The sequence below is a fragment of the Streptomyces sp. BB1-1-1 genome (genome assembly GCF_031597775.1).
Taxonomy (GTDB): Bacteria; Actinomycetota; Actinomycetes; order Streptomycetales; family Streptomycetaceae; genus Streptomyces; species Streptomyces thinghirensis.
This window is the reverse complement of record NZ_CP134203.1, coordinates 7,832,798-7,856,327: the sequence shown is the minus strand read 5'-3', so window position 1 is coordinate 7,856,327 and position 23,530 is coordinate 7,832,798. Positions and strand designations below refer to the sequence as shown.

General features: G+C 72.1%; 23 protein-coding genes. 12 read left to right on the top strand and 11 right to left on the bottom strand.

The features are described from left to right. Positions 1–82 precede the first annotated feature (82 nt). Positions 83–1,585: a metallophosphoesterase gene (locus tag RI578_RS36030; protein ID WP_310874989.1), complete on the top strand. Its 1,503-nt coding sequence runs from the start codon at positions 83–85 to the stop codon at positions 1,583–1,585. A gap of 4 nt (positions 1,586–1,589) precedes the next feature. Here RI578_RS36030 and RI578_RS36025 read toward each other — a convergent pair whose 3' ends face one another. After that, entirely contained in the window at positions 1,590–2,567 is a 978-nt protein-coding gene (locus RI578_RS36025) for a TauD/TfdA family dioxygenase (protein ID WP_310874988.1), read from the bottom strand. Between the two features lie 144 nt (positions 2,568–2,711). On the opposite strand from RI578_RS36025, the gene RI578_RS36020 reads away from it, so the two are divergent. After that, complete coding sequence (locus tag RI578_RS36020; protein ID WP_310874987.1) at positions 2,712–3,542, top strand: aldo/keto reductase; 831 nt, start codon at positions 2,712–2,714, stop codon at positions 3,540–3,542. 50 nt (positions 3,543–3,592) lie between these two features. After that, positions 3,593–4,213 carry a DNA polymerase ligase N-terminal domain-containing protein gene (locus RI578_RS36015; protein WP_310874986.1) on the top strand — a complete coding sequence of 207 codons (621 nt, stop codon included), beginning with the start codon at positions 3,593–3,595 and terminating at the stop codon, positions 4,211–4,213. Here the strand turns inward: RI578_RS36015 and RI578_RS36010 are convergent. The 5 genes from RI578_RS36010 to RI578_RS35990 all read right to left on the bottom strand — a co-directional run bounded on the left by RI578_RS36010 (position 4,210) and on the right by RI578_RS35990 (position 8,819). Then, positions 4,210–6,552, bottom strand: a complete 2,343-nt coding sequence (locus RI578_RS36010; protein ID WP_310874985.1) for a SpoIIE family protein phosphatase — start codon at positions 6,550–6,552, stop codon at positions 4,210–4,212. The two genes, RI578_RS36015 and RI578_RS36010, sit on opposite strands and share 4 nt — an antisense overlap. A 61-nt stretch (positions 6,553–6,613) precedes the next feature. Further along, the gene (locus RI578_RS36005; protein WP_310874984.1) at positions 6,614–7,081 is read right to left on the bottom strand and encodes a peroxiredoxin; all 468 of its coding nucleotides are present in this window, start codon (positions 7,079–7,081) and stop codon (positions 6,614–6,616) included. Continuing rightward, positions 7,078–7,458 (bottom strand): DoxX family protein, encoded by a 381-nt coding sequence (locus RI578_RS36000; protein WP_310874983.1) that lies wholly within the window; start codon positions 7,456–7,458, stop codon positions 7,078–7,080. Before RI578_RS36000 ends, RI578_RS36005 begins: the two co-directional genes overlap by 4 nt. 127 nt (positions 7,459–7,585) lie before the next feature. Next, positions 7,586–8,107: a MarR family transcriptional regulator gene (locus RI578_RS35995; protein ID WP_310874982.1), complete on the bottom strand. Its 522-nt coding sequence runs from the start codon at positions 8,105–8,107 to the stop codon at positions 7,586–7,588. A gap of 55 nt (positions 8,108–8,162) precedes the next feature. After that, on the bottom strand, positions 8,163–8,819 hold the full coding sequence (locus RI578_RS35990; RefSeq protein WP_310875952.1) for a TetR family transcriptional regulator: 657 nt from the start codon (positions 8,817–8,819) through the stop codon (positions 8,163–8,165). A 225-nt stretch (positions 8,820–9,044) separates the two neighbouring features. Between RI578_RS35990 and RI578_RS35985 the strand changes: the two genes are divergently transcribed. The 4 genes from RI578_RS35985 (at position 9,045) to hemC (ending at position 13,548) form a co-directional block, all read left to right on the top strand. Continuing rightward, complete coding sequence (locus RI578_RS35985; RefSeq protein ID WP_310874981.1) at positions 9,045–10,529, top strand: MFS transporter; 1,485 nt, start codon at positions 9,045–9,047, stop codon at positions 10,527–10,529. Between the two features lie 97 nt (positions 10,530–10,626). Continuing rightward, positions 10,627–11,607, top strand: a complete 981-nt coding sequence (locus RI578_RS35980) for an ATP-dependent DNA ligase (RefSeq protein ID WP_310874980.1) — start codon at positions 10,627–10,629, stop codon at positions 11,605–11,607. A 153-nt stretch (positions 11,608–11,760) separates the two neighbouring features. Next, positions 11,761–12,537 (top strand): NPP1 family protein, encoded by a 777-nt coding sequence (locus tag RI578_RS35975; RefSeq protein WP_310874979.1) that lies wholly within the window; start codon positions 11,761–11,763, stop codon positions 12,535–12,537. Between the two features lie 75 nt (positions 12,538–12,612). Then, complete coding sequence (gene hemC / locus RI578_RS35970) at positions 12,613–13,548, top strand: hydroxymethylbilane synthase (RefSeq protein ID WP_310874978.1); 936 nt, start codon at positions 12,613–12,615, stop codon at positions 13,546–13,548. 18 nt (positions 13,549–13,566) lie between these two features. On the opposite strand, the gene RI578_RS35965 is transcribed toward hemC, so the two are convergent. Then, positions 13,567–14,091 (bottom strand): hypothetical protein, encoded by a 525-nt coding sequence (locus RI578_RS35965; protein ID WP_310874977.1) that lies wholly within the window; start codon positions 14,089–14,091, stop codon positions 13,567–13,569. Between the two features lie 301 nt (positions 14,092–14,392). On the opposite strand from RI578_RS35965, the gene RI578_RS35960 reads away from it, so the two are divergent. Next, complete coding sequence (locus tag RI578_RS35960; protein ID WP_310875951.1) at positions 14,393–15,184, top strand: SigB/SigF/SigG family RNA polymerase sigma factor; 792 nt, start codon at positions 14,393–14,395, stop codon at positions 15,182–15,184. 1 nt (position 15,185) lies between these two features. Here the strand turns inward: RI578_RS35960 and RI578_RS35955 are convergent, their stop codons facing one another. Both RI578_RS35955 and RI578_RS35950 read right to left on the bottom strand, forming a co-directional pair. Continuing rightward, positions 15,186–15,521: an ANTAR domain-containing protein gene (locus RI578_RS35955; RefSeq protein WP_310874976.1), complete on the bottom strand. Its 336-nt coding sequence runs from the start codon at positions 15,519–15,521 to the stop codon at positions 15,186–15,188. A gap of 2 nt (positions 15,522–15,523) precedes the next feature. Next, complete coding sequence (locus RI578_RS35950; RefSeq protein WP_310874975.1) at positions 15,524–15,757, bottom strand: hypothetical protein; 234 nt, start codon at positions 15,755–15,757, stop codon at positions 15,524–15,526. Here RI578_RS35950 and RI578_RS35945 point away from each other — a divergent pair. After that, on the top strand, positions 15,749–16,549 hold the full coding sequence (locus RI578_RS35945; protein ID WP_310874974.1) for a VOC family protein: 801 nt from the start codon (positions 15,749–15,751) through the stop codon (positions 16,547–16,549). The genes RI578_RS35950 and RI578_RS35945 overlap by 9 nt on opposite strands. Positions 16,550–16,562: 13 nt before the next feature. Here the strand turns inward: RI578_RS35945 and glgX are convergent, their stop codons facing one another. Next, on the bottom strand, positions 16,563–18,710 hold the full coding sequence (glgX, locus tag RI578_RS35940; protein WP_310874973.1) for a glycogen debranching protein GlgX: 2,148 nt from the start codon (positions 18,708–18,710) through the stop codon (positions 16,563–16,565). Continuing rightward, positions 18,707–19,222: a pep a2 gene (locus tag RI578_RS35935; protein WP_310874972.1), complete on the bottom strand. Its 516-nt coding sequence runs from the start codon at positions 19,220–19,222 to the stop codon at positions 18,707–18,709. The genes glgX and RI578_RS35935 overlap by 4 nt, the downstream gene beginning before the upstream one ends. Positions 19,223–19,461: 239 nt before the next feature. Here RI578_RS35935 and RI578_RS35930 point away from each other — a divergent pair, with 239 nt between their 5' ends. From RI578_RS35930 to treS, 3 genes are read left to right on the top strand one after another with little or no spacing between them, the layout of a single operon-like run. Next, complete coding sequence (locus RI578_RS35930) at positions 19,462–19,734, top strand: DUF5133 domain-containing protein (protein ID WP_310874971.1); 273 nt, start codon at positions 19,462–19,464, stop codon at positions 19,732–19,734. 52 nt (positions 19,735–19,786) lie between these two features. Beyond that, positions 19,787–21,787: an alpha-1,4-glucan--maltose-1-phosphate maltosyltransferase gene (locus RI578_RS35925; RefSeq protein ID WP_310874970.1), complete on the top strand. Its 2,001-nt coding sequence runs from the start codon at positions 19,787–19,789 to the stop codon at positions 21,785–21,787. After that, entirely contained in the window at positions 21,784–23,502 is a 1,719-nt protein-coding gene (gene treS / locus RI578_RS35920; RefSeq protein ID WP_310874969.1) for a maltose alpha-D-glucosyltransferase, read from the top strand. Before RI578_RS35925 ends, treS begins: the two co-directional genes overlap by 4 nt. The last annotated feature ends 28 nt before the right edge of the window (positions 23,503–23,530 follow it).

Here is a 23,530-nt window from a genome sequence, read left to right as displayed (position 1 = left end):
GCTGCGAAACGTCGGTGCCCGGGCGGGAGTTGACGGGGCTCCCCGCGTCGGGCCCCGTCCCGGGCGTTGTTACCGTGCCCGGGTGTCTGACTCCTCACGTGATACCGCCGAAGGCGCCGGCTGGGGCTCCGCCGAGCGCGGCGCCTACCGAGCACTCATGCCGCAGCGCACCGAGAAGCTGTCCTGGCTGAGTCCGAGAACGCTGTGGGCCGCCCGCAACGGCGTGCTGGCCTCCTGGTTCGGGGACCCCACGGGCCGGACCCGGGGCCGCTGGGTGGCGCGGCGGACGGCGGCCGGGGCGCCGGCCGACAAGGTGATCCGGCGCGACGACCCGGACCGGTTCTCCTTCCTGGTCATCGGCGACACCGGGGAGGGCGACGACCCGCAGTACGCCGTCGTCCCCGGCCTGCTGAAGGAGGGTCAGGACACGCGGTTCGCCGTCCTCGCCAGCGACGTGATCTACCCGGTGGGCAGTGCCGACGACTACGGCACGAAGTTCTTCCGCCCGTACCGCGACTACCCGGCACCCATATACGCGATACCGGGCAACCACGACTGGTACGAGGACCTCGGCGGCTTCATGCGCGTCTTCTGCGACGACGCCGCACCGCTGCCGCCGGAGCCCGCGCCGCGCCCCCTCACCCCCGCCTGGCTGCGGTCCCTGCTGTGGCACCGGCCGCGCCCGGACGACGGCCGGCACCTGGACGAGGCGCGCGAGATGCGGTCCGCGCCCGCGCAGCGGGCCGAGCAGCCCGGACCGTACTGGGCGATCGACGCCGGACCGGTGCGGATCATCGGCATCGACACGGGGCTGCTGGGCACGGTCGACGCCGAACAGGGCGCGTGGCTGCGGGAGGTGTCCCGGGGCCCGCGGCCGAAGATCCTGGTCACCGGCTCACCCCTGTACGTGGACGGCGAGCACCACCCGTGCCCCATAGCGGGCGGCGGCACGGTCGACGACCTCGTGCGCGACCCCGGCCACCACTACGTCGCGGCGATAGGCGGCGACATCCACAACTACCAGCGCTATCCGGTCGACGTGGACGGCCGCACCGTCCAGTACGTCGTCGCGGGCGGCGGCGGGGCGTTCACGCACGCCACCCACACCATCCCCCGTGTCTCGGTGGCCGGCGTCGACGAGCAGGACTTCCGCTGCTATCCGCTGCGCGGCGACTCCCTCGCCTTCTACAGCCGGCTGTACGGCCGCCGACTGCGACTGCGCCGCTTCTTCACCCTCACGGAGGCCGAGGCGACGGCCGTGATCACCGAACGCCTCGGCATCCGCCCGGCCCGCGCCCCGGGTACGGCCGCGCGGGTCACCCGGCGCACCAGGCTGGTCGCCGGGCTGCTGGGTACCGGACGGCGGCCCGATCGCGGGAAGCGGTTCCGGCTGCCCGTGCGCAAGATCTACACGCAGCTGTTCTCGCCGAGTTCGGCGACGTACGACCCGCCCTTCTTCAAGTGCTTCCTGCGTCTGGACGTCGCCCCGGACGCGGTCCGGCTGCGCTGCTACGCCGCCACCGGCAACCGGGCCCAGGAGCTGGACCCGCCGGTCGAGGACGAGGTGACGATCCCGCTCGTCTGACGGCTCACCAGCGTCCCGGTTCGCTGCCGGCGAGCGCTTCCGAGGGGGTGCCGTCGACTCCGGCCGGTACGTCGCCGGCGAGCATCACGCGGTGCATGGTCCGGGGGTGGTCGAGGTGGGCGTTGTCGCTCGGGGCGAGGTGGATGGTGGCCCGGTTGTCCCAGAAGGCGACGCTGCCCGGCTCCCAGCGGAAGCGGACGGTGTACTCGGGCCGGGTCGCCTGCTCCAGCAGCAGCTGAAGGACCGCCGCGCTCTCGGGGCGGGAGAGCCCGGCGATCTGCTCGACGTAGTAGCCGTTGACGAACAGCACCCGCTCCCCCGTCTCGGGGTGGACGCGGACCAGCGGGTGCACGGTCGCGGTCTGGTGGTCGAGCAGGTGGCGGACGTAGGCGTCGTCGCCCGGCCGGGGCTGGTAGCCGACGCCGAGGCGGTGTTCGGCGCGCAGGGTGTCGACGAAGGCGCGCATCGGGGCGGACAGTCCGGCGTAGGCGGCGGCGAGGTTCGACCAGGTGGTGTCGCCGCCGTACGGCGGGACCGTCTCGGCGCGCAGGATCGTGGCGGCCGGCGGGTCGACGCGGGCGCCGTGGTCGCAGTGCCAGCCGCGCAGCAGCGTGTGGCGCCGGCGCCGCAGCCACTCGTCGTGCTCCATCCCGAACCGCCCGCCCAGCTCCAGCCGGTCGGCGGTCGTCTCGACCTCCGGGAAGTCCGCCGGTGACGCCTTGCCGCGCCGGGGCAGGACGACCGGCTCGCCGAAGAGGCGCGCGAACGCGACGTGTCCGGCGTGGTCGAGGCGCTGGTCGCGGAAGAAGACCACCTTCCAGCGCAGCACCGCCGCCCGGACCGCCGCGACCTGCGCCGCGTCGAGGCCGCCGGCCAGGTCGACGCCGGCGATCTCCGCGCCGATGTGCCCGGCGGCCGGTTTCACCTCGATCCCGGCCGCCTCGGCCGCCGTACGTTCCGCCGTTGCCCTGTCCGTCGTCATGCGCGCTCCGTTGGTCGGTCGTTCCGGGTCCAGCAGAGATCGTGGCAGAACACCTGGCGCACCGTCCGGTTGATCACCACTCGCCCCGTGGGCGACGCTGGACGGGCGGCACACCGCCGTATCCGGTCGAGGGAAGGTCCCACGGTGATCAGCATCCCGACGCACACGCTCAACGACGGCACCCCGCTCCCCGCCCTGGGGCTCGGCACTTGGCCGATGACGGACGACGAGGCGGAGCGGGCGGTCCGCGAGGCCCTGGAGACGGGCTACCGCCTGATCGACACGGCGACGAACTACCGCAACGAGACCGGCGTCGGCCGCGGCGTGGCGGCCAGTGGCGTCCCCCGCGAGGAGATCGTGGTGACGACCAAGCTGCCCGGCCGGCACCACGGCTACGAGGAGACCCTCGCCTCGTTCGAGGAGTCCCGTGCCCGGCTCGGACTCGAGTACGTCGACCTGTACCTGATCCACTGGCCGCTGCCCCGCGTGGACAAGTACGTCGACTCCTGGAAGGCCATGGTCAAGCTGCGCGAGGACGGCCTCGTACGCTCGGTGGGCGTCTCCAACTTCACGGCCGGGCACATCGAACGGCTGGAGAAGGAGACCGGCGTCCTGCCGTCCGTCAACCAGATCGAGCTGCACCCGCTCTTCCCGCAGGACGAGCTGCGCGCCTTCCACGAGCGCGAGGGCATCCGCACCGAGAGCTGGAGCCCGCTGGGACGCGGCAGCGACCTGCTGGACGATCCGGCCCTGGTCGCGGTCGCCGACGCGCACGGCGTGACGCCCGCCCAGGCGGTGCTGCGCTGGCACACCCAGCTCGGCGCGGTGCCCATCCCGAAGTCCTCCGACCCCGCGCGGCAGCGGGCGAACCTCGACGTCTTCGGCTTCGAACTGGACGCCGGCCAGATGCGCTCCGTCGCGGACCGCGCGCACCGGCGGATCGGCGGCGACCCGGAGGTGCACGAGGAGTTCTGACCGGGGTACCCGGCCCCGGTCGGCACGCGTCTTCAGGGAAGGAGCCGCAGGTGGGCGAGCGGAACGGACTGCGGGACTACCACGGCAAGCGCGACTTCCACCGCACCGGCGAACCCGCGGGGCGCGGGGCGGCCGCGGAGAGCCACGGGGACGAGGAGCCCCGCTTCGTCGTGCAGATCCACGACGCGAGCACCCTGCACTTCGACTTCCGGCTCCAGGTGGCCGGCGTGCTGAAGTCCTGGTCGGTGCCGAAGGGGCCGTCGGCGGACCCGAGCGACAAGCGGCTCGCCGTGCCGACGGAGGACCATCCGCTGGAGTACGAGGAGTTCGAGGGCGTGATCCCAGCGGGCGAGTACGGGGGCGGCACGGTCATCGTGTGGGACCACGGCACGTACGAGCCGCTGAGCCACGACCGCCGGGGACGGCCGGTGGACTTCGGGGAGTCGCTGGCACGCGGCCACGCGCGGTTCCGGCTGCGCGGCGCGAAGTTGCGCGGCGAGTACGCGCTGACCCGGTTCCGCGGCGGGAAGGAGGACGACGAGGAGGAGGCGTGGCTGCTTGTGAAGGCGACCGGCGGCGGGTCGCGCGGGCACGGCACCCCGGACCCCCGGCGTGCCCGGTCCGCACGCACCGGCCGCACGCTCGCACGGGTCGCCGAGGAGAACCGCTAAGGGTTCGCCGGCAGGGGCTGTTCGGCCCAGATGGTCTTGCCGGTGCCCGTCTGCCGGCTGCCCCAGCGCTGGGTGAGCTGGGCGACCAGCAGCAGGCCCCGCCCGCCCTCGTCGTAGGCGTGGGCCCGGCGCAGGTGCGGTGAGGTGGAGCTGGCGTCGGAGACCTCGCAGATGAGGGCGCTGTCGCGGATGAGGCGGAGCTGGATGGGCGGCTCGCCGTACCGGATCGCGTTGGTGACGAGTTCACTGACGACCAGTTCGGTGACGAAGGCGGCCTCGTCCAGTCCCCACTCCGTCAGCTGCTCGGTGACGGACCGCCGGGTGGCGGCCACGTGCGAGGGGTCCGGGTGGACGTCCCAGGTGCGGATCTGGTCCGTGCCCAGCGCACGCGTACGGGCCAGCAGCAGCGCCACGTCGTCACCGGGCTCCTCCGGCATGACGGCCTTGAGCACGGTGTCGCACAGGGCGTCGAGCGAGTTGGCGGGGGCGGTCAGCGCCCGGCACAGTTCCGCGGTGGCGTGGTCGACGTCGCGGTCGCGGTCCTCCACGAGGCCGTCGGTGTACAGGGCGACGACGGAGCCCTCGGGCAGTTCCAGCTCGGCCGCCTCGAACGGCAGTCCGCCGACACCGAGCGGCGGCCCGGCGGTCATGCGGACGAGCCGCGCGGTGCCGTCGGGCAGGACGACGGCCGGCGCGGGGTGGCCGGCCGCGGCCAGGGACAGGCAGCGGGTGACGGGGTCGTAGACGGCGTAGAGGCAGGTGGCGCCCAGTTCCGCGACGTCGTCGCCCGAGTCGCCGGCCACGAGGTGGGTGACGAGGTCGTCGAGGTGGGTGAGGAGTTCGTCGGGGGGCAGGTCGACGTCGGCGAGGGTGCGGACGGCGGTGCACAGCCGGCCCATGGTCGCGGTGGACGGGATGCCGTGGCCGACGACGTCGCCGACGACGAGCGCGACCCGGCTGCCGGCCAGCGGGATCACGTCGAACCAGTCACCGCCGATGCCGGCCGCCGACACGGAGGGCAGATAGCGGTGGGCCACCTCGACCGCCGCCTGACCGGGCAGTCCCTTGGGCTGCAGGCTGTGCTGGAGGGCCAGGGCGGTGGAACGCTCGCGGGTGAAGCGGCGGGCGTTGTCGATGCAGACCGCGGCCCTGCTGGCGAGCTCCTCGGCGAACACGGCGTCCTCGCTGCCGTACTCGTCCGGCTGTTCCATGCGCACGGCCACGGCGACGCCCAGGGTGATGCCGCGGGCCCGCAGGGGCACCGCCATCATCGAGTGGGCGCCCGTACGGTAGGAGCGCCCCGCCGGGGCCCGCGCGTTGCGCTCGGCGACCCAGTGCACGAACGACGGCTCGCCCGCCTGGCTGACGAGGACCCGGCCTTCCCGCATCGCCCGCGCGGGCGGCGAGAGGGCGGGGTGGACGTCCACGTGCCCCAGGTGCACGGCCGCCTCGGGGGTGCCCTCGGTGACGGAGCCGTGCGCGACCCGGCGCAGCGCGACCTCCTCGCTGAACACCGCCGGCGACTCCTCCGCGCCCAGGACCCACTCGAGCAGGTCGACGCTGGCGAAGTCGGCGAACCGCGGCACCACCACCTCGACCAGTTCCTCGGCGGTGCGCACCAGGTCCAGCGTGGTGCCGATGGCGGCCGCCGCCTTGTTCAGCAGGGCCAGCCGCTCCCGCGCCCAGTACTGCTCGGTGCTGTCGAAGGCCGCCAGGGCGGTCCCCAGCAGTTCGCCGGAGGCGTCCCGCACGGGCCACATCTCGGTGGTCCAGGCGTGGTCGCGGTTGAGGGCCGGCGCGCCCGTGAAGCTCTCGTAGCGCGCGGGCCGGCCCGTCTCGGCGACCTGGCGCAGGTGGTGCAGGAAGCCCTGGCTGTGCTCGGCGTCCTCGACGGAGTCCGAGAAGTAGCGGCCGGTCAACTCCTCTTCCGGCACGCCCATCACCTGGCACGCCACCTCGTTGAGCCGCAGGTAGTGCTGGCGGGTGTCGAAGACGGACATCGACATGGCCGCCTGCTCGAAGGCCAGCTCCGCCAGCGAGGTCCGTCCGCCGCCGGGCGGTTCGACGGTGACGGCGTATCCGGCGGGCCTGCCGTCGGCGCCCGTCAGGGCGCGGGCCCGCAGGCTGACGGCGACGAGGGTGCCGTCCCGGTGCCGCGTCCGAACGGTGCCGGACAGGGTGGCCAGGACGTCCGCCGGCACGTCCTCGGCCAGCAGCTCCCGGGCGGCCCGTCCCACGGCCTCCTCGGCCGGGTAACCGGTCAGCCGCCGGGCGCCCTCGCTCCACCCCGTCACCGTGCCGTGGGTGTCCAGGGTCGCCACAGCGGAGGGATGCTCCATATCCTCCAGGATTGACCCTTTACAGCACGGTTTCAACCGCGACGGAGCGGGAGTGGGCCGCCTACCCCTGGTGTGCGCGCAGTGCGGCCAGGGAGCGGTCGGCGTGCGTGTTCGTCCTCAGCTCGCTGCGGACGACCTCGAGCAGGGTGCGGTCCTTCCCGATGACGAAGGTGACCCGCTTGGTGGGGGCCAGGCTGAACCCGCGTTTCACTCCGAACAGCTCGCGGACCGCGCCGTCGGCGTCGGACAGCAGCGGCATGCCGAGGGTGTGGCGCCCGGTGAACTCCTGCTGCCGTTCGACGGGGTCCCCGCTGACCCCGACGGGGCGGGCTCCGACCGCGGCGAACTCGGCGGCGAGGTCGCGGAAGTGGCAGGCCTCGGCGGTGCAGCCGGGGGTCAGGGCGGCCGGGTAGAAGAACAGCACGACCGGGCCGTCGGCGAGCAGCTCGGACAGGCGGCGCGGGGTGCCGGTCTCGTCCGGGAGCGTGAAGTCGTCGACCGTGTCACCCACGGCCGGGGCCGCGCTCACGACCGGCCCTCGCTGTCCTTGGCGACGCCGCGGGCCCACAGCACGAGCGGCACCTGCACGGGGAGCCGGCCGTAGGCGGCGGCCTTCTGCGGTGCGGGGCGGTGCCGCCAGTCAACGGCCATCTTGACGTTGGCCGGGAAGACTCCGACGAAGAAGGCGGCCGCGGTCAGCGCGGCGGCCTTGCGGGTGCGCGGCAGTGCGATGCCCGCGGCGAGCGCCAGTTCGGCGACGCCACTGGCGTACGTCCAGGCCCGGGGCGCGCCGGGCAGGCCGCGCGGCACGATCGCGTCGAAGGTGCGAGGGCGGGCGAAGTGGGCGACGCCCGCGGTGGCCAGCAGGCCGGCGAGCAGCAGGGGTGAGCGTTCGGACCGGGACACGGTTCCTCCTCTGGGGGCCTGCCGCGCGATATTACTCGACGGTAAGGAACGGCAGGCGACGGGAGGTGCCGGGTTCGCGTACGGCGGCGCGGCCGCACGGTGGGGCGCTCGCACGGCGGAGCGTCCGTCAGACCGTCCCCGCCCGCGCCGTGGGCCGGACCTCGGGCTCCTCGTCCGCCGCGTAGCCGAGGAAGTCGTCGACCATGCGGTGGAAGAGGGTGGCGAGCTGCCGCAGCTCCTCGGGGGACCAGTCGGCCAGGGCCAGCTGCATGCCCCGGGCTCCGGCCTCGCGCAGGCGCGCGACAGCCTGACGGCCGGTCTCGGTCAGCTCGATGCGCTGGGCACGGCGGTCGTCGGGGTCGGGGACGCGGCTGGCGTATCCGGTCCGCTGCAACTGCTGCACCGTGCGCGTGACGTGCGAGGCCTCCACGCCCAGCCGGGCCGCCAGCTCACCCGGGCGCAGCGGCTCGGAGTCGGCCACCTGACGCAGCAGCGCCACGGCGGCCCGGTCGAGCGGCACGTCCGCGAAGGCCATCAGCCGGTCGTGCTGCCGCTGCCGCGTGCTCAGGTAGGTGACCCGGGTGAGCGCTCGCTCGATCTCGGTCACCTCGGGGGACGCGGGACCGTCGGGGAGCGGGGATGTGGGCATACGACCACTTTACCATCTCATTGCGTAACGCAAGTAAACGCCCGTCGCCCGCCCGTCACGCCCCGCCCCGGGGTGTGACGGGCGCCAGCCACATGCCCACGATCGCGTCGACCAGCCCGTCGGCGGCCTCCTGCCAGCTGGCGCGGGGGGTGGGGCGCCCTTCGGCGAGGGCGCGTTCCCGTTCGGCCGCCACGTGCACGATGAGATGACGCGCCATGTCGCCCCGCTCCGCCCGGACCTCGTCCGGCAGCGCCGGCATGCACCGGTCGCGCCCCGCGATGATCTCGCGCAGGGAGGCGGAGGCGCGGGACTCCTCGGTCATGATCTGCCGCAGCGCCGGGTCGGTCATGACCTGGGCGCAGAACCGCGCGTACCAGGTGGGACTGCCCAGCGCCGCCAGATGATCGAACTGCGGCCGCACGAGGCAGTCCACCCAGTCGCGCAGGACCGTCGAGTGACCGAGGGCGGCCAGCTGCCGTGCCCGCAGGTCCTCGACGCGTTCGGAGTGCCGCTGGGCGATGGCGCGGACGAGGTCGGACTTGGTGCCGAAGTGGTAGCCGACCGCGGCGTTGTTGCCCTGTCCCGCGGCCTCGCTGACCTGGCGGTTGGATACCGCGTACACCCCGTGCTCGGCGAACAGCCGCTCGGCGGTGGTGAGGATCAGCTGCCGGGTCGCGCTGACCTGTTCCGTCCGTACCGTCCTGCCCGCCATGATCACCACCGCGCCGGGACCTTCCTCACATCCGGCGACGGCCAGTCCCTGGAGTCGTCGCAGGTCCGCCGTCGTGCGGCGAGTCCTCACGGAAGCCTACGCAACCGTGGACCGGGGGCGCCGCTCGGCCCGGACGAGCGTGTCCGCCCCCGACCCGTAGGATACTTCAAGCGACTGACTTAAAAGCTCGCACCGGTTTCGCGCTCATCCTCGAAAGGCACCTTCATGCCCGCATTCCCCGCCAGATCCACCGGCGCCGAGACGGCCACCGCGCCGCGGCCGAACGCCGTGGTGGCGGTACTGGCCCTGGCCGGGATCGTCGTCTCGCTGATGCAGACCCTGGTCATCCCGATCGTGCCGGAGCTGCCCAAGCTCCTGGACGCACCGGCCTCGGACGCGGCCTGGGCGGTGACCGCCACGCTGCTCGCCGCGGCGGTGGCCACTCCGGTGGTCGGCCGGCTCGGCGACATGGCCGGCAAGCGGCGGATGCTGCTGCTCAGCCTGGTGCTGCTGATCGCCGGCTCGGCGGTCTGCGCCCTGAGCGTCACCCTGGTTCCGATGGTCGTCGGCCGCGCCATGCAGGGCCTGTCCGCCGCCGTGATCCCGCTCGGCATCAGCATCATGCGCGACGAACTGCCCGCCGAGCGGCTGGCCGGCGCCACCGCCGTGATGAGCGCCTCTCTCGGGGTCGGCGGCGCGCTCGGCCTGCCCGCCGCGGCGCTGATCGCGGACAACCTGGACTGGCACATGCTGTTCTGGCTCTCCGGCGCTCTCGGCGCCGTCGTGCTGGTGCTGGTGCTGGCGCTGGTGCCCGAGTCGGCGACGCGCACCGGCGGCCGCTTCGACCTGATCGGCGGCATCGGCATGGCGGCCGGTCTGGTGTCCCTGCTGCTGGCGATCTCCAAGGGCGCCGACTGGGGCTGGACCGGCGGCACCACCCTCGGCCTGTTCGCGGCGGCCGTGGTGATCCTGCTGGTGTGGGGCTGGTGGGAGCTGCGTACCCCGCAGCCGCTGGTGGACCTGCGCACCACCGCCCGCCGTCAGGTGCTGTTCACCAACCTGGCGTCCATAGCCATCGGCTTCTCGATGTTCGCGATGTCCCTGGTGCTTCCGCAGCTCCTGCAGTTGCCCGAGGCCACCGGTTATGGCCTGGGCCGCTCGCTGCTGGCCGCGGGCCTCGTGATGGCGCCGTCCGGTCTGGTGATGATGGCGTTCGCCCCGGTCTCCGCGAAGGTCTCCAAGTCCCGGGGCCCGAAGGTGACCCTGATGATCGGCGCCCTGATCGTCGCGGCCGGCTACGGGCTGAACATCGTGCTGATGTCCGAGCTGTGGCACCTGGTGCTGGTCTCCTGCGTCATCAGCGCGGGCATCGGCTTCGCCTACGGCGCCATGCCGGCCCTGATCATGGGCGCGGTGCCGGCCGGCGAGACGGCCGCCGCGAACAGCCTGAACACCCTCATGCGGTCCATCGGTACGTCGGTCGCCAGTGCCATCGCCGGCGTGATCCTGGCTCAGATGACCGTCAGCCTCGGCGGCTTCGCCCTGCCGTCCGAGAACGCGTTCAAGGTCGTCATGGCGATCGGCGCGGGCGCCGCCCTGCTCGCCTTCGTGATCGCGTCCTTCATCCCGCGGCACCGCCCCGCCGCCGGTCCGGCGCCCACGGCACCGGCCCCCGGCGTCGAGGCGGAGGCCACCACCGCCGCCCGCTGACGGCGACGGCGCCGGTCCCGCCCCGGGGCCGGCGCCGTTCAGGCGAACCTGGCGGACAACGCGCGTGACGGCGCACGGGCGGGTCGAGAACTGACCCGTGGAGCTGCCGCTGATCCCTCCCATGCTCGCCACCCCCGGCACCCTGCCGTCCGCCGCGCAGGACGCGCACTGGGCCTACGAGACCAAGCAGGACGGCCAGCGCGTGGTGGTCTACCTGCCCGGCGACGGCAGTGTGCGGCTGCGCGCCCGCTCCGGCCACGACATCACGGCCGCCTACCCCGAACTGGCACCGCTCGGCACCGCGCTCGGCTCCACCGCCGCCGTGCTGGACGGGGAGGTGCTCGCCCTGGACGAACAGGGCCGCGCCGACTTCCAGTTGCTGCAGTCCCGCATGGGTCTGGCGCACGCCCCGGGCCGGGCGGCGCACCGGGCGGTGAAGGTCCCCGTCCACCTGGTGCTGTTCGACGCCCTGCACCTGGCGGGCCGGCCCCTCCTGCGCCTCCCCTACACCCACCGCCGCGAGCAGCTGACGGACCTCGGTCTCGGCGGGCCGTCCTGGTCGACCCCGACCGCGCTGGTCGGCCACGGGGAGCAGGCGCTGCGTGCCACCCGCGAGCACGGCCTGGAGGGCCTGGTCTGCAAGCGGCTGGACTCGGTGTACGAGCCGGGGGTCCGCTCCCGGGCTTGGATCAAGATCCGCAACATGCGCAGCGAGGACGTCGTGGTCGGTGGCTGGCTGCCCGGCAAGGGACGGCTCTCGGGCCTGCCGGGCGCCGTCCTGGTCGGCCAGCGCGCCGCGGGCCGGCTGCGCTACGTCGGCGGGGTCGGGACCGGCTGGAGCGCGGCCGAGCGCACCGATCTGGCGGCGCTGCTGGGGGCCGCCGCGAGCGACGTGTGCCCCTTCGACCCCGTACCGCCGGTACCGGGAGCGCGCTGGGTCGTCCCCCGGCTGGTCGGCGAGGTCCGCTACAGCACCCGCACCCGCGAGGGCATGCTGCGCCAGCCGTCCTGGCTCAGGCTCCGCCCGGACCTCGCACCCGAGGAGTCGGCCGCCGACATTCCGGACGACATGGTGTGACGGTGTGACCCGTGTGACACGGGGTCAAGTATTGGGCTGCCCTTCACCGCGGGGACGCACGCGACCCCTTGGCCCGGAAGTGAAAAGACGGGACCCTGAACTCCCTTTCCCCCCACAGCCGTTGGGCTGCGCCCGGAATCAGAGGAGGACGCGGTGTCTTCGCGTACCGCTGGAACCCGCCGCAAGAGATGGCTCGCCGCACCGCTCGGTGCCCTGGCCCTCGTCGTCGCCTTCCCCGCCACCGCCTTCGCCGCGCCGCCCCCGGGGCTGCCCGGCAACGCCGACGGCCTGGAGCGGGCGTACCAGCCCGCCTACGACTACGACACCGACGGCTGCTATCCCACACCGGCCATCGGCTCCGACGGAGCGGTCAACGGCGGACTCAAGCCGACCGGCGCCCTGAACGGCAACTGCCGGGACGCCTCCGACCTGGACAACACCAACGGCTACTCGCGCGCCAAGTGCGACAACGGCTGGTGCGCCTACATGTACGGCCTCTACTTCGAGAAGGACCAGGCGCTGCCCGGCAGCGGTCTCGGCGGTCACCGGCACGACTGGGAGCACGTCGTGGTGTGGGTGCGGGACGGCACCGTGGAGTACGTCTCGACCTCGAACCACGGCTCGTTCAGCGTGCACGCGAGGTCGGCGGTCCGCTTCGACGGCACCCATCCGAAGATCGTCTACCACAAGGACGGCATCAGCACCCACTGCTTCCGCTTGGCGACCTCGGGCGACGAGCCGCCGGAGAACCACGAGGGCGGCTGGCAGTACCCGACGCTGGTCGGCTGGAACGGCTATCCGGCCGGCCTGCGCGAGAAGCTGAGCTCCTACGACTTCGGCAGCGCCAACTTCGGCCTGAAGGACGGCAGCTTCGCCTCCCACCTGGCGGCCGCCAAGCCCTCCGGCGTCTCCTTCGACCCGAACGCCTGAGTCGAGCGCGGCCGGCCGGGGCCGGTCGAGCGAACCCGGCCACCGACTCGTCCCCGGGAGCACTATCGTGTCCGCATGTCCGTCCCCGAACTGATCCGCATCGTCTCCCGCGACTCCCCCATGGCCCTGGCGCAGGTCGAGCGCGTCCGGGCCGAGTTGGCGGCCCTCCACCCCGGCGTGCGCACCGAGGTCGTGCCGGTGAAGACCACCGGCGACAAGTGGCTCGGCGACCTCTCGCTCGTGGAGGGCAAGGGCGCGTTCACCAAGGAGGTGGATGCCGCGCTGCTGTCGGGCGAGGCCGATCTGGCGGTGCACTGCGTCAAGGACGTGCCCGCCGACCGGCCGCTGCCCGCGGGCACGGTGTTCGCCGCGTTCCTGGAGCGGGACGACATCCGGGACGCGCTGATCCATCCGGACGGGCTCACCCTGGACGAGCTGCCGGCCGGGACCCGCGTCGGCACCTCCTCGGTGCGCCGCGTCGCCCAGCTGGCCGCCACCCACCCGGACCTGCAGTGCGTGCCGTTCCGGGGCAACGCCAACCGGCGACTGGCGAAGCTGGCCGCCGGCGAGGCGGACGCCCTGCTCCTCGCGGTCTCCGGCCTGGAGCGCATCGGCCGCCGTGACGTGATCAGCGAGGTCCTCTCCCCCGAGACGATGATGCCGCCGATCGGCGCGGGCATCCTCGCCCTGCAGTGCCGCGAGAGCGACACCGCCCTCATCGACGCGGTCAGCGGCCTCGGCCATCCGGGGACCCATCGGGAGGCGACGGCGGAACGGATGTTCCTGCATGTGCTGCAGGGGCACTGCAACAGCCCGATCGCCGGATACGCCCGCGTGGACCGGAGCGGGGAACTCTCCCTGCGGGCCTGCGTCTTCACCCCGGACGGCAAGACCCGGCTCAACGCCCACGAGTGGGCCGGCCGGCTCGACCCGGCGACGCTCGGCACGTCGGTCGCCGTGGCCCTGCTGCGTCAGGGCGCCCGCGAGATCATCGACGGCATCGCGCACTGAGGCGCGGCCGACCTGTGATCAGGCGGAGCCCTCCTCCGCCTGGCCCCGCAGGAAGGCGCTCACCTGGTGCGCCAGCCCGTCGTCACGCACCGTGCCGGAAAGGGTTCCGGCGCTCCCGTCGTGCAGCCCGAGGCCGCCGGTCCACAGCCGGCGGTCGGCCCACTCCTCGTCCACCCGCAACTGCACCTGGACGTCCACCTGGCCAAGGCTCGCCTCCGGGCCGGCGGCGTAGAGCACGGCGGTGGCCCGGCGCAGCGGGTAGACGTCGAAGCCCTCGACGAACTGGGAGTTGCGCCAGTCGAGGAAGGCGCTCTCCCCGTCGGGGCCGATCCGCACGTCGATCTGGCCGTCCTCCAGGTGGATGCCGAGGTGCCGGGCGCCTCGGTTCTCGACGGTCACCCGGACACAGAAGTACGTCAGCCCCTCGGCGGCGTCGTCGCGTCCACGCGGCGGCTCGGCCGGCTCAAGTCGGTGGACGCGGACCCGCAGACCGGCGTGCTCGTCGTACTCCTGCCAGTCCCCGACCACGTTCGGCTCGTACACGGTGCCCCTCTCGACCTCTCGACGCTGCTTCCTATCTGTGCGCTCAGTGCACTGTCAAATGAGCGGAATGCGCTGTGGCCAGGGACTTCGCCCCTTTTGATCAGCGATCAAGCGTTGCGCAGGAAGTATCCGCCGACGCCCCCTCCGGGCGATCACTCAGAGCGTGCCGCACATCACGTTCGGCGGCGACGCCGTCTCGCTCACCGGTCCGCAGCCGTTCGGGTGGCCGTCCGGGGCATTCGCGCTCAGTATCCATATATATGAGGACTTGCCCGCACCCCTGCTGAGGGAGGTGCGCATGATGCGTATCGCCGGCAGAACCAAGCCCCATCCGCACGACGACGCTCCCGACACGGCCGCGGCCTTCGCTCGCCTCGCGGGGCTGCCCGAGGGCCCGGAGCGCAAGGCGCTGCGGGACGAACTGATCCAGGTGTGGCTGCCCATGGCCGAGCGGATCGCGGTCCGCTTCCGGGGCCGCGGCGAGAACCTGGAGGACCTCTACCAGGTGGCGGCCCTCGGCCTGGTCAAGGCCGTCGACCACTACGACCCGGAGCGCGGCCACGCCTTCGAGGCGTACGCCGTGCCGACCGTGACCGGCGAGATCAAACGGCACTTCCGCGACCACATGTGGACCCTGCACGTGCCGCGGCGGATCCAGGACCTGCGCAACCGGGTGCGCAAATCCGCGAAGGAGCTGGCACAGACCACACCGGGACGCGCCCCCACCATCGAGGAGATCGCCGACCACGCGCAGCTGACCACGGTCGAGGTGCGTACCGGCATGGAGGCCCTGGAGTGCTTCTCCGCGCTCTCGCTGGAGGCGGAGATGCCCGGCACCGACGGGTACGCCCTCGGGGACGCGCTCGGCGGGCCGGATCCGGCCTTCGACGCGGTGGTGGACCGGGTGGCCGTCCGGCCCTGCCTGGAGGCGCTGCCCGAGCGCGAGCGCACCATCCTCTACCTGCGCTTCTTCGGCGGGATGACGCAGAGCCGCATCGCGCAGCAGCTCGGCATCTCCCAGATGCACGTCTCCCGGCTGCTCAGCGGCTGCTTCGACCGGATCCGCGACGAGATCCTCGCGGAGGCCCGCTGACTCAGATCCCTGGTGCGGCACCGGGGATCTGCGTCGGGCCGTGCCGGTCCAGCGCGTCCTCGAGGGCGGCCCGGATCTCCGGCGGCATCACTCCGGTGCGCCCCCAGATGAGTATCATTTCTGCCACATTGCGCAGTTTGATGTTCGTATGCTGGGAAACTTCCTTCAGGACGATCCATCCCTCGTCCGGCGTCACCCTGCCGAGGACGACGACCATCCCGATCGCCTGGTCGACGACGGCGTGCGAGACGACCGCCTCCTTCAGCTGCCGGACCTGCTCCTGCAGCTGGAAGAGCTGGTCCGAGCCGGTCTGGTCCGAGCCCCAGTCCGTGGGCATGATCACCTCCGGATCCGGCGGGCCACCGCCGCCTGTGCGGCGCGATGCCGCTCCGACGCATCCATCGTCGCCACCTGCGCCTCCTCGCGCCACTGGGCCGTCCGGGGCTCGTCCGCCACCGTTTCGGCGCCGCGCCCGGGGTACTCGGCAGGCGCCCGCCGCACTCCCGGCCGGACACTGGTGTGGAGCCGGTGGCTGCCGGTGGACGAGACCAGGACGCGACTGCCATGAACCACGACATGCCCTTCCCCGCCGGCGAGAGCCTCCTGTCCACGCACTCCGTGTTCGGGGCTCCCTGCTGGGTGAGTCTGACCAGCCGTGATCTGAAGGCCACCGAGGAGTTCTACTCCGCCGTACTGGGCTGGCAGTGGCGGCCCGGCAAGCTGGGCGAGCCCTTCCGGATCGCCCTGGCCGACGGGGTGCCGGTGGCCGGGATCGCCGCGGTCGCCGCGATGTGGCAGATGGCGGTGGCGTGGACGCCGTACTTCGCCGTGCGCAGCGCCGACGAGGCCGCGTCCCGGGTGCAGGAGCGCGGCGGCACGTCCGCGGTCGGGCCGATCTCCCTCCCGCCCGGGCGGGCGGCCCTGCTGGCCGACCGGGACGGCGCGACCTTCGGGATCTGGGAGGGCGAGCTGTTCTCCGACTGGGAGACCTGGCGCACCTCGCGACCCGCCTTCATCCGGCTGCACACCCGTGACGCCTTCGACGCCGCCATCTTCTACGGCGAGATCTTCGACTGGGCGGGGCCCGGCGGCTGCTGCGAGGTCCAGTACGAGGGCGACGAGGTGGTCCTGCGCAGCCAGGGCGACGTGGTGGCGCGCATCGAGTCGGGGGCCCTGGGAGCGGCGCCCGACCCGGCCATCCGGCCGCACTGGCAGGTGCACTTCGCCGTCGAGGACGTGGCGGCCTGCGCCCGCACCGCGGAGCGGCACGGCGGCAGCGTGCTGTCCGTGAGCGGTGACGAGGCCGTGCTCCGGGACGCCGACGGCGCGCAGTTCACGGTGACCGCGCGCCGCCTCGGCAGCTGACCTCACGGGCTGCTCACCGGCCGGTGCGGGACGGCCGGGAGAGCAGCACCAGACTGCGCTGCTCCACGGTCACCACGGTGCCCGCCTTGTGCTCCGCCTCGTCGGGGACGCCCTCCGGGTCGGCGGTGTCGATCAGGGTCGCCCAGCGCTCGCCGTAGGTGGCGTCGGGCAGCCGGAAGGCCGCCGGCTCCCAGTGGCTGTTGAACAGCAGCAGGAAGGAGTCGTCCTCGACCGGCCGGCCGCACGGGTCGGGTTCGGCGATGGCGTCGCCGTTGAGGAAGACGCCGACGGCGTGCGCGTCGGAACGCTGCCAGTCGTCGTCGGTCATCTCCCGCGCGTCGGGCAGCAGCCACACCAGGTCGGGCAGCGGCTGGTCCGCGTGGGTGGGGGTGTCGCCGCGGAAGTAGCGGCGCCGGCGCAGCACGGGGTGGCCGGCCCGCAGCGCGATGACGCGCCTAGTGAAGTCCAGCAGCGCGCGCTGTTCCCCGTTCAGCCGCCAGTCGACCCAGGAGATGTCGTTGTCCTGGCAGTAGGCGTTGTTGTTGCCGCGCTGGGTGCGGCCCAGTTCGTCGCCGTGGCAGAGCATCGGGATGCCCTGCGAGAGCAGCAGCGTGGCGAGGAAGTTGCGCTGCTGGCGGCCGCGCAGCTCCCGGACGGCCGGGTCCTTGGTCTCGCCCTCGGCGCCGCAGTTCCAGGACCGGTTGTGGCTCTCGCCGTCCCGGTTGCCCTCGCCGTTGGCCTCGTTGTGCTTGTCGTTGTAGGAGACGAGGTCGCGCAGGGTGAACCCGTCGTGCGCGGTCACGAAGTTGACGCTGGCGCGCGGGCGGCGCCGGCTGTGCTGGTACAGGTCGGAGGAGCCGGTCAGCCGGGAGGCGAACTCGCCGAGCGTGTGCTCCTCGCCGCGCCAGAAGTCCCGTACCGCGTCCCGGTACATGCCGTTCCACTCCGACCACAGCTGCGGGAAGTTGCCGACCTGGTATCCGCCCTCGCCGACGTCCCAGGGCTCGGCGATCAGCTTGACGCGGCTGATCACCGGGTCCTGCTGGATGAGGTCGAAGAACGCGGAGAGCCGGTCCACCTCGTGGAACTGCCGGGCCAGGGTGGCGGCGAGGTCGAAGCGGAAGCCGTCGACGTGCATCTCGGTGACCCAGTACCGCAGCGAGTCCATGATCAGCTGGAGCACGTAGGGGTGGCGCATCAGGAGGCTGTTGCCGGTGCCGGTGGTGTCGTAGTAGTGCTGCCAGTCGCCGTCCACCAGGCGGTAGTACGAGGCGTTGTCGATGCCGCGGAAGGAGAGGGTGGGGCCCTTCTCGTTCCCCTCGGCGGTGTGGTTGTAGACCACGTCGAGGATCACTTCGAGGCCGGCCTCGTGCAGGGCCTTGACCATCGACTTGAACTCGTTGACCTGCTGGCCGCGGGTGCCGTGGGCGGCGTAGCCGTTGTGGGGCGCGAAGAAGCCGATGGTGTTGTAGCCCCAGTAGTTGGACAGGTCCCGGTCCTGGAGGTGGCCGTCGTGCACGAACTGGTGCACCGGCATCAGCTCCACGGCGGTCACGCCCAGGGACGTCAGGTGTTCCACGACCGCCGGGTGCGCCAGCCCGGCGTAGGTGCCGCGCAGTTCCTCGGGCACGTCGGGGTGGGTGCGGCTGAGTCCGCAGACGTGCGCCTCGTAGATCACGCTCTCCGAGTACGGGCGCCCCGGCGGGCGGTCGTCGCCCCAGTCGAAGAACGGGTCGGTGACCACCCCGAGCATGGTGTGCCCGGCGCTGTCCCCCGGGTCGGCCCTGCCCCTGGCCCGCTCGAAGAGGGAGGCGTGGTTGTCCACCATCCCGTCCACGGCCCGGGCGTACGGGTCGAGGAGCAGCTTCGCCGGGTTGCAGCGGTGGCCGACGGCCGGGGCCCACGGACCGTGGACCCGGTAGGCGTAGCGCTGCCCCGGGCCGACGCCGGGCAGGTAGCAGTGCCAGACGAAGCCGTCGACCTCGGGCAGCGGGACGGTGCTGTGGGTGCCGTCGTCGTCGACGAGGACGAGGTCGACGCGGTCGGCGACCTCGCTGAACAGTGCGAAGTTGGTGCCCTGTCCGTCGTACGCGGCCCCCAGGGGGTAGGGGTGCCCGCTCCACACGGGCGACCCCTTCCAGTTCGGCCTGGCGCGGGTCACCGGGCCTCCTCCAGAACGCCGTTCGTCCTGCCGGCCGGTCCGGCCACCCGGGCCACCGGCATGATCTCTCGCGGCACTTCCAGCCCCTCCTGGGTGATCGGCTCCGGAGATGTCGCCACCAGCGGGACGCGTTCGCCGGCCCGGGCGCGCTGCGAGAACCAGATCACCTTGGCACCGGTGTCGGCGGCGCAGCAGCCCCAGCCGTCGCTGGTGGCGGCGAGGTGCTGCAGGCAGGTGCGCAGGTCCTGGTCGGGCCGGAGCGCGTGGTCGTTGCCCCCCACGGCCGTGATGAGGTGCTGGTGGTTCCACCACATCTCGATCGACGTGTGCTTGTCGCTCGCGTGCTCGTCGATCGCCCGAAGCAGCATTTCGGCGCCCGAGCAGACGGGTTCGACGAGGTTCTCCAGGTTCCAGAACCGGAGGTGAGCGGCCAGGATGCGCCTGACCTGTCCGACCCGTTCCGGGCTCACTTCCACATCGAGGTGGTAGTAGCAGGGCACTGCGGTCTTCATCGTCGTGGCTCCTCACCGCGAAAGCTCTCGCTCCTCCTCGTCCCTTGGGGGACGAGCTCCCCGAACACGAAGCGTGAGCACTGATCGCTTCTGAGTCACTCCAGAGTGAGAGCAGTAGTCCATTCGTGCAACACGAGAAAGCAGTTGAAGATCCAACAAGACGGCGCGTCACCACCCGTGCACCATGTGTGAAGAACTCGATCGTCCGTACCCCCGGACCGTCCGGAAGGTGACCGGCCATGCTGCTTCCCGCGAAGAGCGAAGTCGCCCGGCAGCTGCGGCGTTACCGCGCCTGGGAACGCTCCATGCTCGCGTCCCCGGCGGACGTGGGCGTCCGGTCCACCTTCGAGGACTCCGGCTACACCCTCTGCGTGCTGATGGGAAAGCGGTGCGCACGTGAGGCCGCGGACGCCGCCGAACGGTATCTGCGAACGGACCTGGTCACCCATGCGCAGGAACGGGCGGACCGGCTCTCCCCGTCGGGGCGGAAGACCCCCTCCGGCGCGGCTTGACCCGAACGGCCGGGCTGCGGCCCGGCCCCGAGCACGGCGGAGGTGAGAACGGATGAGTGCGACCGTGGGGATCGGACGTATCCCGGTACGGGACGTCCACCCGGTGGTGGAGTACGGCAGGCGCCCGGCGAAGGCGGTGGCCGGAGAGACGTTCCAGGTCACCGCCTCCGTGTTCCGCGAGGGGCACGACGCGGTCGCCGCCAACGTCGTGCTGAAGGACCCCGAGGGCCGGCCGGGCCCGTGGACGCCGATGCGGGAGCTGGCCCCGGGCACCGACCGCTGGGGCGCCGAGGTCACCCCGGGCGCCCCGGGCGACTGGACCTACCGGGTGGAGGCGTGGAGCGACCCCGTCGCCACCTGGAAGCACCACGCGCGCATCAAGATCCCGGCCGGTATCGACACCGGCCTGGTCCTGGAGGAGGGCGCCGAGCTGTACCGGCGGGCCGCCGCGGGTGTGCCGAAGGGCGCCGGGCGCGCCGTGGTGCTGGCCGCCGCGGCCGCGCTGCTCGACGACACGCTGCCGGTGGCCACCCGTTTGGCGGCGGCGTTGACGCCGGAGGTGGACGCGGTACTGGCCCGGCATCCGCTGCGCGAGCTGGTCACCACCTCCGACCCGCTGCCCCTGCTCGTGGAGCGCGAACGCGCCCTGTACGGCGCCTGGTACGAGTTCTTCCCCCGCTCCGAGGGCACCCCCGAGCAGCCCCACGGCACCTTCCGCACCGCCGCCCGCCGGCTGCCCGCCATCGCCGCGATGGGCTTCGACGTCGTCTACCTGCCCCCCGTCCACCCCATCGGCACCACCCACCGCAAAGGCCGCAACAACACCCTCTCCGCCACCCCCGACGACGTCGGCGTCCCCTGGGCCATCGGCTCCCCCGAAGGCGGCCACGACACCGTCCACCCCCAGCTGGGCACGATCGACGACTTCGACCACTTCGTCACCGAAGCCGCCCGCCTGGACCTGGAGGTCGCCCTCGACTTCGCCCTCCAGTGCTCCCCCGACCACCCCTGGGTCCACAAACACCCCGACTGGTTCCACCACCGCCCCGACGGCACCATCGCCCACGCCGAGAACCCGCCCAAGAAGTACCAGGACATCTACCCCGTCGCCTTCGACGCCGACCTCGACGGACTCGTCACCGAGACGGTCCGCGTGCTCCGCTTCTGGATGGACCACGGGGTGCGGATCTTCCGCGTCGACAACCCCCATACCAAACCCGTCGTCTTCTGGGAACGCGTGATCGGCGAGATCAACCGCGCCGACCCCGACGTGATCTTCCTGGCGGAGGCCTTCACCCGCCCCGCGATGATGCACACCCTGGCCCAGATCGGCTTCCAGCAGTCCTACACCTACTTCACCTGGCGCAACACCAAGCAGGAACTGACCGAGTACCTCACCGAACTCTCCGGGGACGCCGCCTCCTACATGCGGCCCAACTTCTTCGCCAACACCCCCGACATCCTGCACGCCTACCTCCAGCACGGCGGCCGCCCCGCCTTCGAGGTCCGCGCCGTCCTCGCCGCCACCCTCTCCCCCACCTGGGGCATCTACAGCGGCTACGAACTCTGCGAGAACACCCCCCTGCGCGAAGGCAGCGAGGAATACCTCGACAGCGAGAAGTACCAGCTCAAACCACGCGACTGGGCCACCGCCGCCCGCGAGGGCACCACCATCGCCCCCCTCATCAGCCGGCTCAACACCATCCGGCGTAACCATCCCGCGCTGCACCGGCTGCGGAACCTGCGCTTCCACCGGACCGACAACGACGCGCTGATCGCGTACAGCAAGCGCGTGGGGGCCGACGTCGTGCTGGTGGTAGCCAACCTCGATCCCCACCGCACCCAGGAGGCCACGATCTCGCTCGACATGCCGCAGCTCGGCCTGGACTGGCACGAGACGGTGCCGGTCCACGACGAACTCACGGACGAGACCTACCACTGGGGCCGGACGAACTACGTCCGGCTGGAGCCCGGCCGGACCCCCGCTCACGTCTTCCACGTCCGCCGGCCGTCCGCCGCCACGCCCCAGAACGGAGGGTCAGGAGCCTCATGACCGTGAACGAGCCCGTGCCGGACAAATTCGAGGACACCCCGGCCAAGGACCGTGACCCGGACTGGTTCAAACGAGCCGTCTTCTACGAGGTACTCGTCCGCTCCTTCCAGGACAGCAACGGCGACGGCGTAGGCGACCTCAAGGGCCTCACCGCCAAGCTGGACTACCTGCAATGGCTGGGCGTGGACTGCCTGTGGCTCCCGCCCTTCTTCAAGTCGCCGCTGCGCGACGGCGGTTACGACGTCTCCGACTACACCGCCGTGCTGCCCGAGTTCGGCGACCTGGCCGACTTCGTCGAGTTCGTGGACGCCGCCCACCAGCGCGGCATGCGCGTGATCATCGACTTCGTCATGAACCACACCAGCGACCAGCACCCGTGGTTCCAGGAGTCCCGCAAGGACCCCGACGGCCCGTACGGCGACTACTACGTCTGGGCGGACGACGACACCCGGTACTCCGACGCCCGCATCATCTTCGTCGACACCGAGGCGTCGAACTGGACCTACGACCCGGTCCGCGGGCAGTACTACTGGCACCGCTTCTTCACCCACCAGCCCGACCTCAACTACGAGAACCCGGCCGTCCAGGAGGAGATGCTGGCGGCGCTGAAGTTCTGGCTGGACCTGGGCGTCGACGGCTACCGCCTCGACGCCGTGCCCTATCTGTACGCCGAAGAGGGCACCAACTGCGAGAACCTGCCCGCCAGCCACGCGTTCCTCAAGCGCGTCCGCAGCGAGATCGACGCGCACTATCCCGACACCGTGCTGCTGGCGGAGGCCAACCAGTGGCCGGAGGACGTCGTCGACTACTTCGGCGACTACGCCGCCGGCGGCGACGAGTGCCACATGGCGTTCCACTTCCCGGTCATGCCCCGGATCTTCATGGCCGTACGCCGCGAGTCCCGCTACCCCGTCTCCGAGATCCTCGCCAAGACCCCGGCCATCCCGTCCGGCTGCCAGTGGGGCATCTTCCTGCGCAACCACGACGAGCTGACCCTCGAAATGGTCACCGACGAGGAACGCGACTACATGTACGCGGAGTACGCCAAGGACCCGCGCATGCGCGCCAACATCGGCATCCGCCGCCGACTGGCCACCCTGCTGGACAACGACCGCGACCAGATCGAGCTGTTCACCGCTCTGCTGCTCGCCCTCCCGGGCTCGCCGATCCTGTACTACGGCGACGAGATCGGCATGGGCGACAACATCTGGCTCGGCGACCGCGACGCCGTACGGACCCCGATGCAGTGGACGCCCGACCGCAACGCCGGGTTCTCGACCTGCGATCCGGGGCGCCTGTATCTGCCGACGATCATGGACCCGGTCTACGGCTACCAGGTGACGAACGTCGAGGCGTCCATGGCCTCGCCGTCCTCCCTGCTGCACTGGACCCGCCGGATGATCGAGATCCGCAAGCAGAACCCGGCCTTCGGCCTCGGCACCTACACCGAACTGCCCTCCTCCAACCCCGCTGTGCTCGCCTTCCTGCGGGAGTACGAGGACGACCTGGTGCTGTGCGTGAACAACTTCGCGCGGTTCGCGCAGCCCACCGAACTCGACCTGCGGGAGTTCGCCGGGCGCCATCCGGTCGAGCTGTTCGGCGGAGTCCGCTTCCCCGCCATCGGCGAACTGCCGTACCTGCTGACCCTCGGGGGCCACGGCTTCTACTGGTTCCGGCTCACCCGAGTCGCATCCCGCATCGGCCGCCGCGTTTGAGCGTGGGCCGAGGAAAGGACGCGTCACC

Excerpts from the sequence above, each read along its gene's own strand:
- RI578_RS36025 (WP_310874988.1), bottom strand. The coding sequence starts at position 2,567 with ATGACGACGGACAGGGCAACGGCGGAACGTACGGCGGCCGAGGCGGCC.
- RI578_RS36010 (WP_310874985.1), bottom strand. The coding sequence starts at position 6,552 with ATGGAGCATCCCTCCGCTGTGGCGACCCTGGACACCCACGGCACGGTG.
- RI578_RS35995 (WP_310874982.1), bottom strand. The coding sequence starts at position 8,107 with ATGCCCACATCCCCGCTCCCCGACGGTCCCGCGTCCCCCGAGGTGACC.
- RI578_RS35990 (WP_310875952.1), bottom strand. The coding sequence starts at position 8,819 with ATGGCGGGCAGGACGGTACGGACGGAACAGGTCAGCGCGACCCGGCAG.
- RI578_RS35985 (WP_310874981.1), top strand. The coding sequence starts at position 9,045 with ATGCCCGCATTCCCCGCCAGATCCACCGGCGCCGAGACGGCCACCGCG.
- hemC (WP_310874978.1), top strand. The coding sequence starts at position 12,613 with ATGTCCGTCCCCGAACTGATCCGCATCGTCTCCCGCGACTCCCCCATG.
- RI578_RS35960 (WP_310875951.1), top strand. The coding sequence starts at position 14,393 with ATGCGTATCGCCGGCAGAACCAAGCCCCATCCGCACGACGACGCTCCC.
- RI578_RS35955 (WP_310874976.1), bottom strand. The coding sequence starts at position 15,521 with ATGCCCACGGACTGGGGCTCGGACCAGACCGGCTCGGACCAGCTCTTC.
- RI578_RS35945 (WP_310874974.1), top strand. The coding sequence starts at position 15,749 with ATGAACCACGACATGCCCTTCCCCGCCGGCGAGAGCCTCCTGTCCACG.
- RI578_RS35935 (WP_310874972.1), bottom strand. The coding sequence starts at position 19,222 with ATGAAGACCGCAGTGCCCTGCTACTACCACCTCGATGTGGAAGTGAGC.
- RI578_RS35930 (WP_310874971.1), top strand. The coding sequence starts at position 19,462 with ATGCTGCTTCCCGCGAAGAGCGAAGTCGCCCGGCAGCTGCGGCGTTAC.
- RI578_RS35925 (WP_310874970.1), top strand. The coding sequence starts at position 19,787 with ATGAGTGCGACCGTGGGGATCGGACGTATCCCGGTACGGGACGTCCAC.
- treS (WP_310874969.1), top strand. The coding sequence starts at position 21,784 with ATGACCGTGAACGAGCCCGTGCCGGACAAATTCGAGGACACCCCGGCC.